This window comes from Acinetobacter sp. 5862 (assembly GCF_024494585.1).
Classification (GTDB): Bacteria; Pseudomonadota; Gammaproteobacteria; order Pseudomonadales; family Moraxellaceae; genus Acinetobacter.
Genome location: NZ_JANHGP010000009.1, coordinates 18,113 through 34,029, shown reverse-complemented (window position 1 = coordinate 34,029; position 15,917 = coordinate 18,113). Strand labels below are relative to the sequence as shown.

The 15,917-nt window shown below is 40.3% G+C and carries 18 protein-coding genes; 7 read left to right on the top strand and 11 right to left on the bottom strand.

Translation table 11 applies throughout. From position 1 onward, the window contains the following. Positions 1 to 152: 152 nt before the first annotated feature. On the bottom strand, positions 153 to 797 hold the full coding sequence (locus tag NO346_RS00865) for a ParA family protein (protein WP_256413903.1): 645 nt from the start codon (positions 795 to 797) through the stop codon (positions 153 to 155). Positions 798 to 896: 99 nt separating this feature from the next. Here NO346_RS00865 and NO346_RS00860 point away from each other — a divergent pair, with 99 nt between their 5' ends. After that, the gene (locus NO346_RS00860) at positions 897 to 1,364 is read left to right on the top strand and encodes a Holliday junction resolvase-like protein (protein ID WP_004678687.1); all 468 of its coding nucleotides are present in this window, start codon (positions 897 to 899) and stop codon (positions 1,362 to 1,364) included. Here NO346_RS00860 and NO346_RS00855 read toward each other — a convergent pair. Next, positions 1,361 to 2,002 (bottom strand): class I SAM-dependent methyltransferase, encoded by a 642-nt coding sequence (locus NO346_RS00855; protein ID WP_256413902.1) that lies wholly within the window; start codon positions 2,000 to 2,002, stop codon positions 1,361 to 1,363. The genes NO346_RS00860 and NO346_RS00855 overlap by 4 nt on opposite strands. Positions 2,003 to 2,197: 195 nt before the next feature. Between NO346_RS00855 and NO346_RS00850 the strand changes: the two genes are divergently transcribed. Next, positions 2,198 to 2,731: a hypothetical protein gene (locus tag NO346_RS00850; protein ID WP_371924469.1), complete on the top strand. Its 534-nt coding sequence runs from the start codon at positions 2,198 to 2,200 to the stop codon at positions 2,729 to 2,731. A 44-nt stretch (positions 2,732 to 2,775) separates the two neighbouring features. Here the strand turns inward: NO346_RS00850 and NO346_RS00845 are convergent, their stop codons facing one another. Further along, the gene (locus tag NO346_RS00845) at positions 2,776 to 3,351 is read right to left on the bottom strand and encodes a hypothetical protein (RefSeq protein WP_256413900.1); all 576 of its coding nucleotides are present in this window, start codon (positions 3,349 to 3,351) and stop codon (positions 2,776 to 2,778) included. Positions 3,352 to 3,370: 19 nt separating this feature from the next. Further along, positions 3,371 to 4,150 (bottom strand): class I SAM-dependent methyltransferase, encoded by a 780-nt coding sequence (locus tag NO346_RS00840; protein ID WP_256413899.1) that lies wholly within the window; start codon positions 4,148 to 4,150, stop codon positions 3,371 to 3,373. Between the two features lie 121 nt (positions 4,151 to 4,271). On the opposite strand from NO346_RS00840, the gene NO346_RS00835 reads away from it, so the two are divergent. Further along, positions 4,272 to 5,546, top strand: coding sequence for a hypothetical protein (locus tag NO346_RS00835; RefSeq protein ID WP_256413898.1), 1,275 nt, complete (start codon positions 4,272 to 4,274; stop codon positions 5,544 to 5,546). A 58-nt stretch (positions 5,547 to 5,604) separates the two neighbouring features. Here NO346_RS00835 and NO346_RS00830 read toward each other — a convergent pair whose 3' ends face one another. From NO346_RS00830 to glyQ, 6 genes are all read right to left on the bottom strand, one after another. Then, a complete protein-coding gene (locus NO346_RS00830) occupies positions 5,605 to 6,192 on the bottom strand; it encodes a hypothetical protein (RefSeq protein ID WP_256413897.1) in 588 nt (195 codons plus the stop codon). 155 nt (positions 6,193 to 6,347) lie between these two features. Next, on the bottom strand, positions 6,348 to 6,794 hold the full coding sequence (locus NO346_RS00825; protein WP_256413896.1) for a hypothetical protein: 447 nt from the start codon (positions 6,792 to 6,794) through the stop codon (positions 6,348 to 6,350). 36 nt (positions 6,795 to 6,830) lie between these two features. Continuing rightward, positions 6,831 to 7,247 (bottom strand): hypothetical protein, encoded by a 417-nt coding sequence (locus tag NO346_RS00820; RefSeq protein WP_256413895.1) that lies wholly within the window; start codon positions 7,245 to 7,247, stop codon positions 6,831 to 6,833. Position 7,248: 1 nt separating this feature from the next. After that, complete coding sequence (locus tag NO346_RS00815) at positions 7,249 to 8,208, bottom strand: COG2958 family protein (RefSeq protein ID WP_256413894.1); 960 nt, start codon at positions 8,206 to 8,208, stop codon at positions 7,249 to 7,251. 67 nt (positions 8,209 to 8,275) lie between these two features. Continuing rightward, positions 8,276 to 10,390 (bottom strand): glycine--tRNA ligase subunit beta, encoded by a 2,115-nt coding sequence (glyS, locus tag NO346_RS00810; RefSeq protein WP_256413893.1) that lies wholly within the window; start codon positions 10,388 to 10,390, stop codon positions 8,276 to 8,278. After that, positions 10,390 to 11,379: a glycine--tRNA ligase subunit alpha gene (gene glyQ / locus NO346_RS00805; protein ID WP_004641159.1), complete on the bottom strand. Its 990-nt coding sequence runs from the start codon at positions 11,377 to 11,379 to the stop codon at positions 10,390 to 10,392. The genes glyS and glyQ overlap by 1 nt, the downstream gene beginning before the upstream one ends. A gap of 301 nt (positions 11,380 to 11,680) precedes the next feature. On the opposite strand from glyQ, the gene NO346_RS00800 reads away from it, so the two are divergent. The 4 genes from NO346_RS00800 to NO346_RS00785 all read left to right on the top strand — a co-directional run bounded on the left by NO346_RS00800 (position 11,681) and on the right by NO346_RS00785 (position 15,435). Further along, positions 11,681 to 12,943, top strand: a complete 1,263-nt coding sequence (locus tag NO346_RS00800; RefSeq protein ID WP_004757055.1) for a putative DNA modification/repair radical SAM protein — start codon at positions 11,681 to 11,683, stop codon at positions 12,941 to 12,943. 2 nt (positions 12,944 to 12,945) lie between these two features. After that, the gene (locus NO346_RS00795; protein WP_151760312.1) at positions 12,946 to 13,740 is read left to right on the top strand and encodes a TIGR03915 family putative DNA repair protein; all 795 of its coding nucleotides are present in this window, start codon (positions 12,946 to 12,948) and stop codon (positions 13,738 to 13,740) included. 54 nt (positions 13,741 to 13,794) lie between these two features. Then, a complete protein-coding gene (locus NO346_RS00790) occupies positions 13,795 to 14,211 on the top strand; it encodes a lysozyme inhibitor LprI family protein (protein WP_256413892.1) in 417 nt (138 codons plus the stop codon). A gap of 111 nt (positions 14,212 to 14,322) precedes the next feature. Further along, positions 14,323 to 15,435 (top strand): HPP family protein, encoded by a 1,113-nt coding sequence (locus NO346_RS00785; protein WP_256413891.1) that lies wholly within the window; start codon positions 14,323 to 14,325, stop codon positions 15,433 to 15,435. Positions 15,436 to 15,496: 61 nt separating this feature from the next. Here NO346_RS00785 and NO346_RS00780 read toward each other — a convergent pair whose 3' ends face one another. Continuing rightward, on the bottom strand, positions 15,497 to 15,766 hold the full coding sequence (locus tag NO346_RS00780) for a PspC domain-containing protein (protein WP_005156379.1): 270 nt from the start codon (positions 15,764 to 15,766) through the stop codon (positions 15,497 to 15,499). Positions 15,767 to 15,917 lie beyond the last annotated feature (151 nt).

The following is a 15,917-nucleotide window of genomic DNA, read 5'->3' as shown; positions in this document are numbered from 1 at the left end:
CATTGATGACTTTATTCTCGATAAAAATCATCTCCTACCACAGAGAATCTATAAATAATAGTGCGTAAGTCCTATAAACATAAGTTTTATTAATGCAGTTACATCAATGGTCTCATGCCTTGTTCCATCCTGGCGTGATGGAACAAGGTGGTTTAAAACCATTGACTTGGATCATCCACCAACTGATTTAAAACAGGCTGCCACTGACTCTGGATAGTGACAAAGTTCTTCTGTGGCTTATCAAAAACACTGAGTCCCTGCATCGCCAACGTCCCATAGGCACTCCGTTCGGAAATCCATGCCACAGGCTGCTGCTCAATCTTGCTGAAGAACTCCTGAATATCCTTGGAGCTGGCGCTGTTTGGTTTGACCCGATTGGCAATCAGCAGAATCTGAACTTTGCCCTTACGAATCCGTTTAATGTCTTGTAAATGCTTAAGGAAGCGACGGGTACTGTCAATGTCGAAAAACGACGGCTGTAATGGCGTGACAATCGCATGTGCCTCACTAACCAGTTGTTCCGCATGTTCCCCTGAAAGGGCACCAGGCGCATCAATAATCAGGTAGTCCAGATTCTTGGGTGCCTCACCAATCGATTTCTCATGTCGCCAGTCCAGACTCTGAATTTCGGTCGCCGTTTTAGGACGCTGCTTGAGCCATTGTAAGGTGGATTTCTGGTTATCCGCATCGGCTAGCGCAACTTTATAGCCTTTTTGTGATAATGCGGCAGCAAGGGTAATCGCCGTCATGGTCTTGCCACAACCGCCTTTCTGATTTGCAATTAATATGGTTTTCATGAAATTTGCGTTTTAACGAGCCTCTTATATTCCATTCTACCTTAGCATCTTTTTCAGCGTGGTAGGTTACAATTTAGGCTCAGAACAGAGGGAAATTTTATGTCGGTTTGGTTGGCAATGCTGATAGGCGGATGTATTGGTGTGGTGATCACCACCATTATATTATCCAGCACACGCAATGGACGTATTCAGGCGGAATATGAACAATATATTGCTGAACTTGAATTGGCACATAAACAGGCACTGGTTGACGCGCAGAAGCGCAGTGTCAACACCAGCCGCGCGGTATTAAAGGGTAAAATGGCCGAGCAGTTTGCCCCCATTTTGCCTGAGTTCCAGTATCTTCCCAGTGATGCCAAGTTTCTGGGTGACCCCGTGGATTATGTGGTGTTTGATGGCTATACCGACTTCCGTGATGGCGATGGTGATGCCGAAGACATTGAAGTGATCCTGCTGGATATTAAAAGTGGCAGTGCGCGCCTGAGCAAGGGACAGCAGGCTATTGCCCAAGCGATACGTGAGGGACGGGTGCGCTTTGAAACCCTGCGTATTGATTTTAATGATTAATCCGCAATCTCAAAATTGAGCTTTTGTACCCGTGCCATCAGCATCCTTTGTGCAATGCTTGGAATGCCCTCGGCATCAAAATATTGCTTTTCAATAAACTTGAATTTTGCCTGTTGCAGGCTGCGTTCAATGTCCCGATTCAGGTGGCAGCCATCGCCAATACGTTTTTGAATTGGAGTAAGCAAGGTCTGTAAAGACTGGATCTTGACCGAGTTGGGATGTTTCACATGCTCAATTAAATGAAAGATGCCTGTAGGTTTCAGCACTCGATAAATTTCTGCCAGTGCCTGATCCAGTCGGGCAATACTGCACAATGTCCAGGTGGAAACCACATGATCCAAAGACTGGTCAGCAAAAGGCAATTTCTCTGCATGAGCCTGTACATGCCTGACATGGAATGGGGCATGCTGAACCCGTTCAACCGCCAGATGGTAAATGTCTGGATTCGGTTCAAGTGCATACAGTACATCGACATTGCCATAAAATGGAATGTTTAAACCTGTTCCAAAACCAATCTCAAGCACTTCGCCCTCAATCGGCAGCAGCAGTTCACGGCGTTTATCCATCAGGCTGGCGGTTTGCATGACCTGATTGAGCAGGTGCGGGAAAACCCGACGTTGATAAAATTGATAAATCATAGAGTTCCATTCATTGATTTAAAAAAAGGGAGTGGAGTCGTCACAAAAATATGACCAGAGTGCGTTTGACTGTTACCAAAAAAAGCACTTTCTTGCATACTCTAAGCATACTATGAACAGAAGTGATTTTCTAAGTTTTAAGCGTTATTTTTGAGGATGGTCAGCATGAACAAAAGCCTATGGATCAGTTTATGCATGGTGGCTGCAATTGGACAGGCACATGCATCTACCCGTGGTGCGGAATATAATATTGCCAATGGTTTATCGCCTATTTTAAAAGACCAGTCCATCTCTGTGTTGCAGCCTTTTTATGGTAATTTTCGTATCCTCGGTTCAAAGCTTTATCAGGATGATGAACAGGCAAAATTCTCGCCAATTGACTATGCGGTGAGTTGGGGTCTGTTTGCCCAGCCTGAGATTGCACGTAAAATCTCAGTAAATCAATATGACCGCTATTTGAATTGGAAAATAGATAAGCTACCTGTTCCTGCAAATCAAGCCATGCAAATGGTTTCCAATATGCATATTATTCCCGCAAATCCTGAAATTGCCCAGCAAATCAAACAAGTGAAGCGTGGGGATTTGGTGCAGTTGAAAGGTGAGTTGGTTGAGATTCGGGATAAAGATTTGGTTTGGCGATCTTCTTTAACACCTACGGATACGGGTGATGGTGCTTGTGAGTTATTCCGTGTTAATTCAATTCAGTGGATAGAAAAACAAAAAATCTAATCTTGTTGAACAAGAGAGGGTCGTATGACCCTCAATTTTTTATATCACTCGCTAGCCTTTTTAGTTTCTGTCGGTTGAGAACTTTTCCAATGGTGTAGTTGGCTTTGCGCATGTAGATATTCATTTAAATGATCAACTTGTTTGGCCGTATCAGTATTTTCTGTAGTACTCGCTAAGGTACTTTGCTCAAGTACTTTGGCTTGATTATCCCAGTATTCATATAAAAGTCCTTGAATATATCGACCTTGTTCTGTTTTAAGTTCTAACTCTTTCAGCATATTCATTGCCGATTGAACATTATCTGTTTGGCGTTGCTGTTCAAACGCTGGAGTGAGCGTATTGGCTTCTTTCATCTTTGCAAGTTCTATTTCCATGCTATCGCTCATTTCGGTAAAACGACGGTCATAGTCATCTAAAATTGCAATATCATGCGCATCGTCAGCCGTTGTAGGGAACTGTTTAATCGGGATTTGCTTAAGCTGACCAATGGCATCATTAGAATTTTGAGTTTGCTGTTCTTGCTGAGAGGGTGCTTTAGGATCTTTGTTACAAGCACTCAGTAATAGTGTAGAGCTGATCAAGCAACTGAGTGCAATCGTGGTTTTAAATTTAAAGGTCATAGAAACACCTGATTTATTGTTACTTTGCTATTTTTTGGAAATGGTAGGCAAAGGTTGTATAAGGAAAATCAATCTGATCTTGAGCAGTTTGGCCTGTAAAATCAAATACAATTTGTTCAAATCTTGCTTTTAATTGCTGTTGTTGATGTTCTGGCATTGCTGCAATAAAACTCGTGGAAAGTAAGCGTTTGCTGACCACTTGTTCTACTGTGCCTGTATGTTTGAGTTGAAAGGTCTGAAGACCGTTGAATTGAAAGAGCTGTTGTTGCTCAAAAACCTGTTTCCATTTCTCACTATGATAACGTGGTGTATCTGCTTCAAATGGTGCGATTTCATCGGCCAACGCTTTGACCCAGTCAACAGTAATATCACGTTGATTCCAAACCAGTCCAAGATGCCCCGCATGAATTAATACTCGATACATTTCCTTGAGCGTTTCGATATTTGAGAACCAGTGGAAAGATTGGGCACAAATAATGGCGTTAATGGATTCATCCTTCACCAGAAGTTGATCGCTTGAAGTCTGTAGACATTCGACTGTGCTATAGCTTTGCTCCAGTTGTTCTCGCATGGCTGTCACAGGTTCAACGGCAATCACTTTTGCCTGTGTCTGAAGTAGGAAAGGTAAGAATTTGCCAGTCCCTGAACCAAGGTCAATAACAGTGGAATTTTCACCGATTTTGAGCTGATCTTGCAGCCAAACGACGATTTCTGGTGGGTAACTGGGACGAACTTGTTGATACAGTTCAGCCCCTAAACTAAAGCCTTTTTGAGCAGAAGGATGTAAGGATTGTGTCATTTTTTGCGCTTTTTAATCTGTCTTATCTCTATAAAATAAGATACTCCGCAAATAGGGTTTGGCAAAGACATCATTTGATGGCTTTTTGCGACAAGCCTAGGATTAATTTTTCAGTGTGAGCATGGATAAGCAAATAATATTTGAAGATGAACATATTCGCGTTATTTTTTTAAAAGGTTCAAGTGACACTTTAGTGGTTTCGTTTGGCGATTTGATTAGTCGTGCCAAAGGAATGTCAATTAATGCTGAAAAATCACTCATAAAATATCAATACAATGTTATCGGGATTATGCCGAAGCAAAAATCTTGGTTTCCTCAAAGCAGCATGCTTGAAATGCAGCGACAGATTCAGCCGACCTTACAACAGTTTGAGCAGATTGTGGGTTATGGTGGATCAATGGGAGGCTATGCTGCGATTAAATATTCTAATTTATTGAATATGCATAAAATCGTTGCTTTTGTACCACAATATTCGATAGACCCTGATGTGGTTCATGATCGCCGTTATGCAGAATTTTTTGACGCATCTATTCATCAAAATATGCAGATTCAGGCAGATGAAGTGGATTCATCTCGTGAATACATCATTGTCTATGATCCATACTATGCAGAAGATAAAGAACATTTCTTAAAAATACAGCCCCTATTACCAAAGATGCATGTGATTCATTTGCCTTTTACAGGACATGAAGCACTCTCGGTTTTGGCAAGTTCGCAATTACTCAATGATTTTGTTGAGCAACCTTTTGAGATTACTTATTTTTATAAGCGCGTTCGAGAGGTTAAAAAGCAAAGTAAGTTCTACTATCGCCATGTACTAGATGCATTATTGAGCAGGCATCATCAAGCTTTATTGCAAATCTTGCAAAATAACGATTTTGAATTAGATGAGCGTTATTTTGATGCTGTTCTTAAGCAAAAATTGGTTCAACAATTATTTAATCTACAACAGGGTACTGAGCAAAATTTACGGAAGTTAGGTATTCATCCGCATTTTATCCAACAGATGGACAGCTCAGTGCCAACCATTCGCATGATTCAAAATACATGGTTAGTTTTTAATTTAGTCAGCTTAAAGCTAGAGGCTTATAACGCTGAAGCAATTCAGGCGAATCAACAATATTTGCTGCCATTGAAAGCTAGTGCGAATGCTGTTGTTGAACTTGAGTTAAATGCAGAATCTTATGTTTTGACGATGAATGATCGTGGGATTCATAAGTTAGTCAAAGTCGGTGAAGCTTTGGCTTTGGATCAGTCTTTATTGATTTTTAAACGCTATCCTGAATTTTATCAACTCAGTTATAAAAATTTAACTTTGAGTTGTGATGATCATGGGCAGGGACATTTTATTGAAAATCATGCAGATGAGCAGACTAAACTACAATTGATAGACTAAATCACATAATCAAAAGCCCTTTGCTTAAGCAAAGGGCTTTTGACGATGGGTTCAAAAATTAGTTTGTACCCACTTTTGCATTGGTATTTACGTTCGCATTTACACCTAATACTTTCACACCAACATTGGCACCTGTTTGCAGATTTTGTCGATCTGCATTTAAGCCTGTTTTTGCATTTAGAGATGAAGTTTTACCATTCACTTGTGTATTTAAATTCGTTTCCGCATTTAAATTTAATGCTTTAGATTTAGTTTGCTTTTCTTCAATTCGTTTTTTGATGTTGGCCTTTTGGTCAGCAGTAAATCTCTTACCATCATTTGCTTTGTCTACGGTGTAATCACGCGTATTTTTGACAGCCTCACCTGTTTTATTAATAACTTGTGAACTCACATTGGTTGCGACACCAACCGTTTTTTGAGTGGCATTTATACCTGTATCTACAGCTGCATGACCAACATGATGTGCTGCGTGACCTACGCCTTGGGCGGTATTTTTGACTGCACCTGCAACGCCGCTAATCAAGCCACCAGACTGTACATTGACCTGAGCTGAGCCATTGGCATTTACCCCGACGTTTTGTGCAAAAATAGAGGCAGAAGCGAGAATACTTGTTGTCAAGATAGCTGTTTTGATCATTTTCTTCATTGCGATTTCCTTAAGCGATGTACCGTTTGGGGTACTTCATCAACGCAACTGCATCATAGCCAGTAAAAAAGCCGAAATGTATGGATTTCAGCAAAACTTTACAACCAGATTACAGCTTAAAAACACTCTGGAGAGAAATTGTGGAGATGGCAAACTTAGCCACACTGGTCTAAAGCAGTTTGGTTAAAGTGGCTTTTTAACTTCTCAAAGTTCTGTTTTACCTCAGGTTTCTGAATATCAAACACTGTGGTTTTTCGCGTTTTCTGATCTAATACAGGTTTTTCAGTGGTTGCATTGAATAAACGATTCGGCACATATTGAAAGGTTTCAGAAAAAGCCCGACTCAACTGATTGCCTTTAAATTCCCACGATTCCGTGCTCTGACCACCATCAAAATAACCTGTAAACTGGATCGTGCAATGATCCTTATATTTATTTAAGGATGCGGCATTGGTCTTGGTATCGGGTAGGGCATCAATGTTCTGAACCACTTGCAGTTGCTGTAAAGGCTGCTCGGTTTGAGAAGAGAGCGTTGAACACGCGGTAAAGCCAATACTACTGACTAAACAAAGCAAAATGGTTTTAAAAGGCATAACTGTCATTGTTTCATTCATTCCTATAAATTTTGTTCAATCGTATTAATTTGATGATGGCTGACTAAGTTCAGCACGTTCGATTGGCACATTTCCATTATTTGTACCTACTACAGCATCTTTGGTGTCTTGCCATTTTTTAGCAGTATATTGTTTGGCTTTTTCGGTTTGTTCCTGAACAATGACGGATTGTTCAGTCGTGTATTTTTTTGTGGTTTTCCACTTTTCACTCATTTTTTGTGAGGTATTTTCCGATGCACCTTGGATGGATTCACCTAGGTTTTGTAGCCCTTTACCTGTTTTATACAACAATACTCGACCCAGGCTCGGGTTATCACCATAAGGAAGCGTTTTTTCAGTCGTTGTCGTGTTTGCATTTGTGGCTGTTGTATTTTCGGCTGCCCAGAGAGAAGAGGGTGCAAGTAAGGCTGTGCTAATAAATAAAATCTTGGCTTTAGACATGTTAATGATTCCAGTCTTGAGAACGTATTCGACCAGTTTGGTAGTAAATTGATACCAATTCAATGAGGTTTTTGAAATCAGCATTTTCATTCAGAATACGATTAATCGATTGCCAATCGACTTCTGTTCTTCTTCTTGCAGGAAGTAAAATTTCACTTTCAGTCGGATTTTCTGGCGTAAGTAAAATAACGCCAATACCATGCAAAGCCGAAAGCATTCGCAGCTCCTCTTCAACTTCATTTGTTGATATAGATGTTGCTACGAGGTAGCCCTCATTTGCCCAACTGGAATTACTGACTGCTTGGAAGAAGCTACTGCGAATATTGGAGCTGTTGAGTTCTTTTTTGACTTCAAATGACCACAAACGCACATTTTGACCAGAGCCATGTTTAACACAGCTTTTAACGAGTTCATGCCAGTGTTTATCTAAAGGTTGCATGGCAACAATGTCGGGGTGTAACCATTGATTGCCGTTTTGCCCACGAGAGTTTTTAGAGCGTTTTTCATCAATTCTAAGACAATATAAACCGAGTTCTAATTTTAAAAATTCGATAAGAATAGGGTATAAATCATGTTCAGATAAATTCCCTGATTTAATTAGTGGGGTGGTGATTTCAGCATCTTCAATATTTTCTGTTGAAGTTAATTCTTCATTGGCAAAAGATTCAGAGTGTTCGGCTTGATGATTTGGGTCGTACCAATACACACGAGGTCGAGGTTTATCTTGTACATGAATAAACGGTGATAATTTGATAATGCTATTTTTAATAGCACCAATTTCTGTAAATACTTGGCGAATGAGGTCTTCATCAGTATTGAAGCGTGGATTTTGTCGTTTTTCTACATAATCTTCAGGAAATAAAGTAACAATTCCTTCGGCAATTTCTCGAGCTTTAAATTTTTTTAACGGTGATTGTTTTAAAAGCTCAAATACACGCTGTGGTTGAGAAAGTTTGCTCATTATTGCCTCTAAAAATAAACCCCACTAATTTATAGCAGGGTCTATCATATTCATCAATGACTTAACATTAACCCTGCAATACACTTACATCTGCAATCGCTGTGAATAAATCACGCAACTGAGCCAATAAACGTAAACGGTTGGCTTTTAACTCTGCATCATCTGCCATGACCATTACACCTTCAAAGAAGGCATCGATTGGCGCACGAAGTGCAGCAAGCTTAGACAACGCTTCTGTATAGTTACGTGCAGCAAGTAAAGGCTGAACCACTGGTGTCAATGCTTGAAGTTCTGCATAAAGCGCTTTTTCAGCCGCTTCAACCAGATTCGCTTCAACCACAGCCCCTTCAGGCGTTGCTTCTTTTGCAAGAATATTGGCAACACGTTTGTTTGCCGCAGCCAATGCAGCCGCTTCTGGTAAAGTACGGAAATGATTGACCGCAGTCACACGCTTATCAAAATCAAGAGGAGATTTTGGTGCAAGTGCTTGAACCGCTTGAATCACATCAACCGCAACGCCTTGGTCTTCATACTTAGCACGGTAACGACCTTCTAAGAAATCAATGACATCTTGGACTGTCTGGATTGTAGAGTTATCAGAAGTCATTTGTGTCATCACCGTTTGACCTGATACACGACTAATATCATCAATTACTAACTTATATGCAGTAGCTAAGATATCTTTAAGGTTGAAATCCAATTCATTTTCAATGATCAAACGTAAGATACCGATTGCAGAACGGCGTAAAGCAAATGGATCTTTAGAACCTGATGGAACTTGTCCAATTGTGAAAATACCAACAAGCGTATCTAAACGATCTGCAAGCGCAATCGTTGTACCCGTCTTGGTTTGCGGTAATACATCACCAGCAAACTTAGGTAAATACTGCTCACCTAAAGCTTCGGCAACTTCATGATTTTCACCCTCAAGGCGCGCATAATAAGTGCCTGCAATCCCTTGAAGTTCCGGGAATTCACCCACAAGCTCAGAGGTTAAGTCACATTTCGCAAGTAACGCAGCTTTCTCAGCATCAGCAACATTTGCACCCGTAATTGGAGACAATGCCACCGCTAATTTAGCAATACGTTCTGATTTATCCCAAAGTGTGCCTAATTGTGCTTGGAACACCATATTGGCTAATTTTTCTTTACGCGACGCAAGCGGTTGCTTTTGATCTTGTAAGAAGAAGAATTCTGCATCGGACAAACGAGGGCGTACAACTTTCTCATTGCCTTCAATAATTTGAATCGGATCTTTTGACTCAATATTTGAAATAGTAATGAAGTAAGGCTGTAATTTACCTTCGGCATTGATCAAACAGAAATACTTTTGATTGTCCTGCATGGTGGTAATCAAGGCTTCTTGAGGAACAGCTAAATAACGCTCTTCAAAAGTCGCACGTAATGCAACAGGCCATTCAACCAAGCTGGTGACTTCATCAAGTAAGTCCGTTGGAACAATCGCAGTTGCATTGACTTCATCAGCTAACTTTTTCACTTGTTCTTGAATGGTTGCTTGACGTTTTTCGAAGTTCGCAACCACATAAGCTTGTTCTAAAGTCGCCAAATAGTCATTTGCATGCGCCAAAGTCACTGCTTCAGGTGCATGGAAACGGTGACCATAAGTCACATTACCTGCTTTATGATCTTGAATAGTTGCTTCAACCACTTGATCATCTTTCAGCAATACCACCCATTTTACTGGACGTACGAATTCAGTACGGCTTGCCGCTGAACGCATACGTTTTGCGATTGGTAAGTTATCCAATGCAGTTTGTAAAATTTGTGGCAGTAAAACATCAAGGCTTTGACCTTTCACATCTTTCAAAAAGCAAACTTTTTCAACTTTGCCTGCTTGGAACGTCGAAAGTTGATCAACCGTGATACCTTGACCGCGCATAAAGCCTTCAAGTGCTTTGGTCGGTTTGCCTTCAGCATCATAAGCCGCTTGTACAGCAGGGCCGTCAAAACGTTTTTGTGTATCTGCTTGAGCCGCATCGATATCAACAATTTTGAGCGCTAAACGACGTGGTGCAGCATAGGCTTCGATTGCAGCAAAATTTAAGCCTGCATCTTTTAAACCTTTTTCCGTTTCAGCTTTTAAGGCATCACGTAAAGTTTTTAAGCTTTTTGGTGGAAGTTCTTCACAGCCAAGTTCGAATAAAACAGTATGCTTTGTCATTATTTATTCTCCTTCGCTTTTTCAGCTTGGGCTGCTTCTGCTTCAACTTGTGCTTTTAACTGCGCTAATACTTCATCACGTAAATGTGGTTCTGCCATTGGGAAACCGAGTTTCGCACGCGCAGCCACATAACTTTGAGCGATTGAACGCGCTAAGGTACGAACACGTAAAATATAACGTTGACGCTCAGTTACAGAAATCGCACCACGCGCATCTAATAAGTTAAAGCTATGCGATGCTTTAATCACTTGCTCATAAGCAGGAAGTGGAAGTTCAGCTTCCATTAAACGAGCTGCTTCAGCTTCATAGAAATCGAATAATTCAAATAATTTATCGACTGGTGCATATTCGAAGTTATAGGTCGATTGTTCTACTTCATTTTGATGGAATACATCACCATAAGTCACAGTACCGAACTGACCTTTGGTCCAAACAAGATCGTAAACTGAGTCAACACCTTGCAGGTACATCGCAAGACGTTCTAAACCGTATGTGATTTCACCTGTTACTGGGTAACATTCAACACCGCCGACTTGTTGGAAGTAAGTGAATTGAGTCACTTCCATACCATTGAGCCAAACTTCCCAACCTAAGCCCCAAGCGCCAAGTGTTGGAGATTCCCAGTTATCTTCGACGAAACGGATGTCGTGTGTCAGCGTATCAATGCCGATTGCTTTTAATGAATCAAGATAAAGCTGTTGGATATTGTCTGGGTTTGGTTTAAGTACTACTTGGAACTGATAGTAGTGTTGTAAGCGGTTTGGGTTCTCACCATAACGACCATCTTTCGGACGGCGTGAAGGTTGAACATAAGCCGCGTTCCAGGTTTCTGGACCTAATGCGCGTAAGAAAGTTGCAGTGTGGAATGTCCCTGCACCCATTTCCATATCATATGGTTGTAATACGACGCAGCCTTGCTCCGCCCAATAGTTTTGTAGGGCAAGAATTAAGCCCTGAAATGTATCAATATGCGATATAGCACGACTCATGGTGCATCCACTGGAATCAAACAAAAATTGTGGTTAAGTATAAGGATTTTCGGGTGCAGTGCAAAGGATTCAAGCGTTTCAGCGACAAGTTCTGATAATAAATTATTTAAACGCTTTTGTTTAATTTTCGAGTTAATTCAAAACGTACCCAATAGCCGACATATTTTCCCAGTTGGCAAAGTTCTGAATGGAAGACCATTCACATAAACGTCACCTCATGACGCATAACATCTTTACCAATCTTAATTTTCAAATCATGAAATGTTAGCTTTGAAATGATGTTGTCACTGAGGTGTTTGCTATGTCTGATCGCATTCGTGAAAAATTACAAATTCTTGCCGATGCAGCTAAATATGATGTGTCCTGTTCCTCTAGTGGTAGTGACCGTAAGAATAAAGACAAAGGTTTAGGCGATGCCAGTCGGGCAGGGATTTGCCATAGCTATACCGAAGATGGGCGCTGTGTTTCATTGCTGAAAATCTTGTTCAGTAATGTCTGTATTTTTGATTGTGCTTATTGTGTGTCGCGCCGTTCTAATGATGTGAAACGTGCTGCATTTACGGTACAAGAGGTGGTTGATCTGACCATTAATTTTTATCGTCGTAATTATATAGAGGGATTATTCCTTAGCTCAGGTATTTTTAAATCCGCCGACTATACGATGGAACGGATGCTTCAAGTGGTGAAAAAGCTACGTCTCGAAGAAAATTTTAATGGCTATATTCATCTCAAAACTATTCCTGGAGCATCGCCTGAGCTGATTCATGAAGCAGGACTTTATGCAGATCGTATGAGCATTAATCTGGAAATGCCAACTGAGGTCGGATTAAAAGCGTTTGCGCCTGAAAAATCACATCAAGAAGTACAAAAAGACTTGGGGCTAGTGCGAGATCGACTGATTCAACTCAAAGATGAACGCCAGATTATCAAGCATGTGCCAAAATATGTACCCGCAGGGCAGACCACGCAAATGGTGGTCGGCGCACATCAGGAAACTGATCAAGACGTACTTGTGATGGCAGATCGACATTACAAGGAATTTAAACTGAAACGGGTATATTTCTCAGGTTATATTCCAATCAACACAGAAAATAACTATTTACCAGCGGTCGGTTCGGCGCCGCCTTTATTAAGGGAAAATCGGCTTTATCAAAGTGATTGGTTGATGCGTTTTTATGGTTTTGAAGTCAATGAAATCGTCAATGAAAAACACCCACATTTAGATTTGGATGTAGACCCCAAACTGAGTTGGGCGTTGCGTCATCCCGAGCAGTTTCCAGTGGATTTAAATCGTGCTGACTATCGCATGATCCTTCGTGTACCAGGCATCGGCGTAAAGTCAGCCAAGAAAATCGTGCAAGCGCGTCGTTTTGGCAAGATACATACTGATTTATTGAAGCAACTCGGTGTGGCGTATTCACGTGCCCAGTTTTTTATTCGCTGTGAAGACAGTCCACGGTTTCAAAAGGAACTTTCTACGACTGATATTCGTCAGCAAATATTAACGCAGGGTTCATCTAAATACGTTAAACAACTGTCACCTCAGCTGAGTTTAGGATTCTAAACATGCTCAGTGATGGTGTGGTTTATTACTATTTTGATGGCTCTATGGTCGGTTTACTCAACTGCGTATTTCGTGCTTTTCAATTTAAAGAATTCCACGTGCAATTGTGTTTAAACCAAGGCGCACAGCATGGTTTATTTGCCACGGTAGTTGAAATTCCAAATCATGAGCAACATGCAGCACGTGTTTGGTCAGCTTTACAGCAGAAATTGTCGCATTCATCTTTGAAACAATTTTATTTTGCCTATTTATCGGAATCCTTGGATGCCTATCAGCATTTATTTAATTACTGTATCTATGTTTTTCGACATCAACATTCAGTTGAGAAGAATTATTCGCATCCTAGTGTTTTAGCGATTTCACAATGGACGAAAAAGGTGGGACGCGAAAAGCATCGTATGGAAGCATTTGTGCGTTTTAAGAAAACTACAGATGGATTGTTTTTAAGTTTGGTTCGCCCTGATTTTAATGTGCTGCCTTTAATACAGCCGCATTTTAAGCGTCGTTATCAAGATCAACGTTGGTTGATTTATGACGAACAACGCAAATATGGACTGTATTATGACTTACACGAGATTCATGAGGTGTCTTTAGATGCTCATCAGGTTGACCGTAATATCGAAAATGGCGCGAGTCAAAACTTTCAATTAGAATTAGATGAACAAGAAGAATTATATGATCAGCTTTGGAAAGATTATTTCAATAGTATCAATATTAAAGAACGTCAGAATGTGAAATTGCATGTGCAATATTTGCCTAAACGTTATTGGCGATATTTGAATGAAAAATATGTTTAAGGCATTTTTTTGATTATTATTTTAAAAATACCAACATAACAAAAGAACACATTCATGACTAAATTAGTTTTAAAAACAGCAGTATTGATTATGGCTTGTTTGAGTACTTTGGTATTTGCCAAAACGCAAGATAAAGCGATAGATCCTTATAGCCAATGTGTCGATAACACCATTCAACGGCTAAAACTGGGGAATATCAATAATGCTGTGGTGGAGATCTGTAGCACCAGAACCAAAACTTTATATGCAAAGCAGATTGTGCAGGTATTGGATCAAATAAAAAAACAGAGTCAGGAATACAAGCAGCTCGAACGCTATCAGGACATTATGAAATCACAACAGCTCTGGAAAAATTTTGTCGATCAAGAGTGCCGTAATGCTGGTGCTTATATCGGTTCGCCGATGTATGAGTTTTGCCCCATGCAAAAATATGCAGAGCGATTGGAGCAATTGGAGGAGTATTTAAATTAGCCTTGATCAGTTTTCGTTATTATTTAAAACTGTAATTTAAATACATCTTCAGTCTGAGTCGGCGTATACTGCTGCAACCAATAAAACAACCCTATTCCAGCAAGGTGCATTGTGAGCTTAACCCAATCAGACTGGCTAAATTTCTTAAAACCGAATTACAAAGTATTACCTTTCAAAGAACGTTTACTTTCAGGATTTGGTGCGCTTTGTGGTTTAGCAATATCTTCTTTAATCAGTTGGTATGTATTGGGCGGTATGAATGCATGGTATATCGCCCCGATGGGTGCCTCTTCTGTACTGCTTTTTGCAGTTCCGAATAGTCCTTTAGCGCAACCGTGGAATGTTGTGATTGGCAACATATTGGCTGGTTTCATTGGTGTGACATGCACACAGTTATTACCTGATTTAACCTCTGCTTTTAGTGTCGCAGTTGGGTTAGCCATTTTTATGATGATGACAACTGATTCATTGCATCCTCCAAGCGGTGCAGTGGCGATTACCGCGGTTTTAGGCGGTGATGCTGTACATCGTCTAGGCTTTCATTTTGTGCTGTATCCCGTATTACTCAACTCAATTTTACTTTTGTTGATTGCTGTCTTTTTCAATCGTTTGATTGGACGTCATTATCCGATTACAGCGCATGTCAATGAGCGTTCCAAAGACCCGACACCGACACAGAAAGTTTCGATCCAACCTAAAGATATTAAATATGCTTTAGCACACCACACAGAATTATTAGATATTAGTCAGTATGATTTGGAAAAGATCATTTTAGAGGCACAAGAGCATGCCAATGAACGTTTGAATCACTTATTTGTTTGCCAAGATATTATGAGTTGTGATGTGATTAAGCTACATGAAGATGATGATATTCAGCAAGCCTTAGATAAATTCAAAGCGGTAAATTTAATGAGTTTGCCTGTAGTAAATTCAGAGCATAATTTGGTCGGGACACTTGCTTTGTATGAGGTTGTGGAGTGGTTTAAAGGTGCAACAGATCCAAGAAATTCATGGCAACACTACGTCCATCAAATTATGAGTCATCGCGTAGTAACGGTTGATCCGCTACAACCGATTCAAGATCTTATTCCTTATTTTGTAGAAAAATCTTTTAATTATATTCCTGTCGTGGAAAATCAACGTTTGATTGGCATGATTAGTCGTGCGGATATGATCGCTGCGCTTCAACAACAACTCAATCGTCAAAAGCTTCAATCAGAATAAAAAAAAGCTACGGTTGTATTAGGGGGAAATTCAACCGTAGCGACCAAAAGAGGCAAAGAAATTAACGTTTTATGCTTTGGTCTTCATAAACGGTTTTTACGGGCTGATTATAGCCTTGTACATAATCAACGCGACTTTGCTGTTGTTTTGGAATTACTAACCACAAAATCAGGTAAACCAAAATACCAGGGAAAGCTGCGCTCATGAGTGAAATCACTACAAAGATCAAGCGTAATAAATTTGCATTCCAACCAAAACGTTCCGCAATACCGCCCATTACACCAGCGATCATGCTTTGTCGGTTTGAGCGATATAAACCAGAATTGGTCATTTAATTTTTCTCCTAAAATATTTGATACAGCAACAGAATGAGGCTTCATTCATGATAAGTCGCTGTTAATAATGAGATAGGGGTGAACTGGTTTTTTTAAAGTTTAAACAGATGGGAGAATCGTTACGGTGTGTAAAAGGCTGATGGAAAA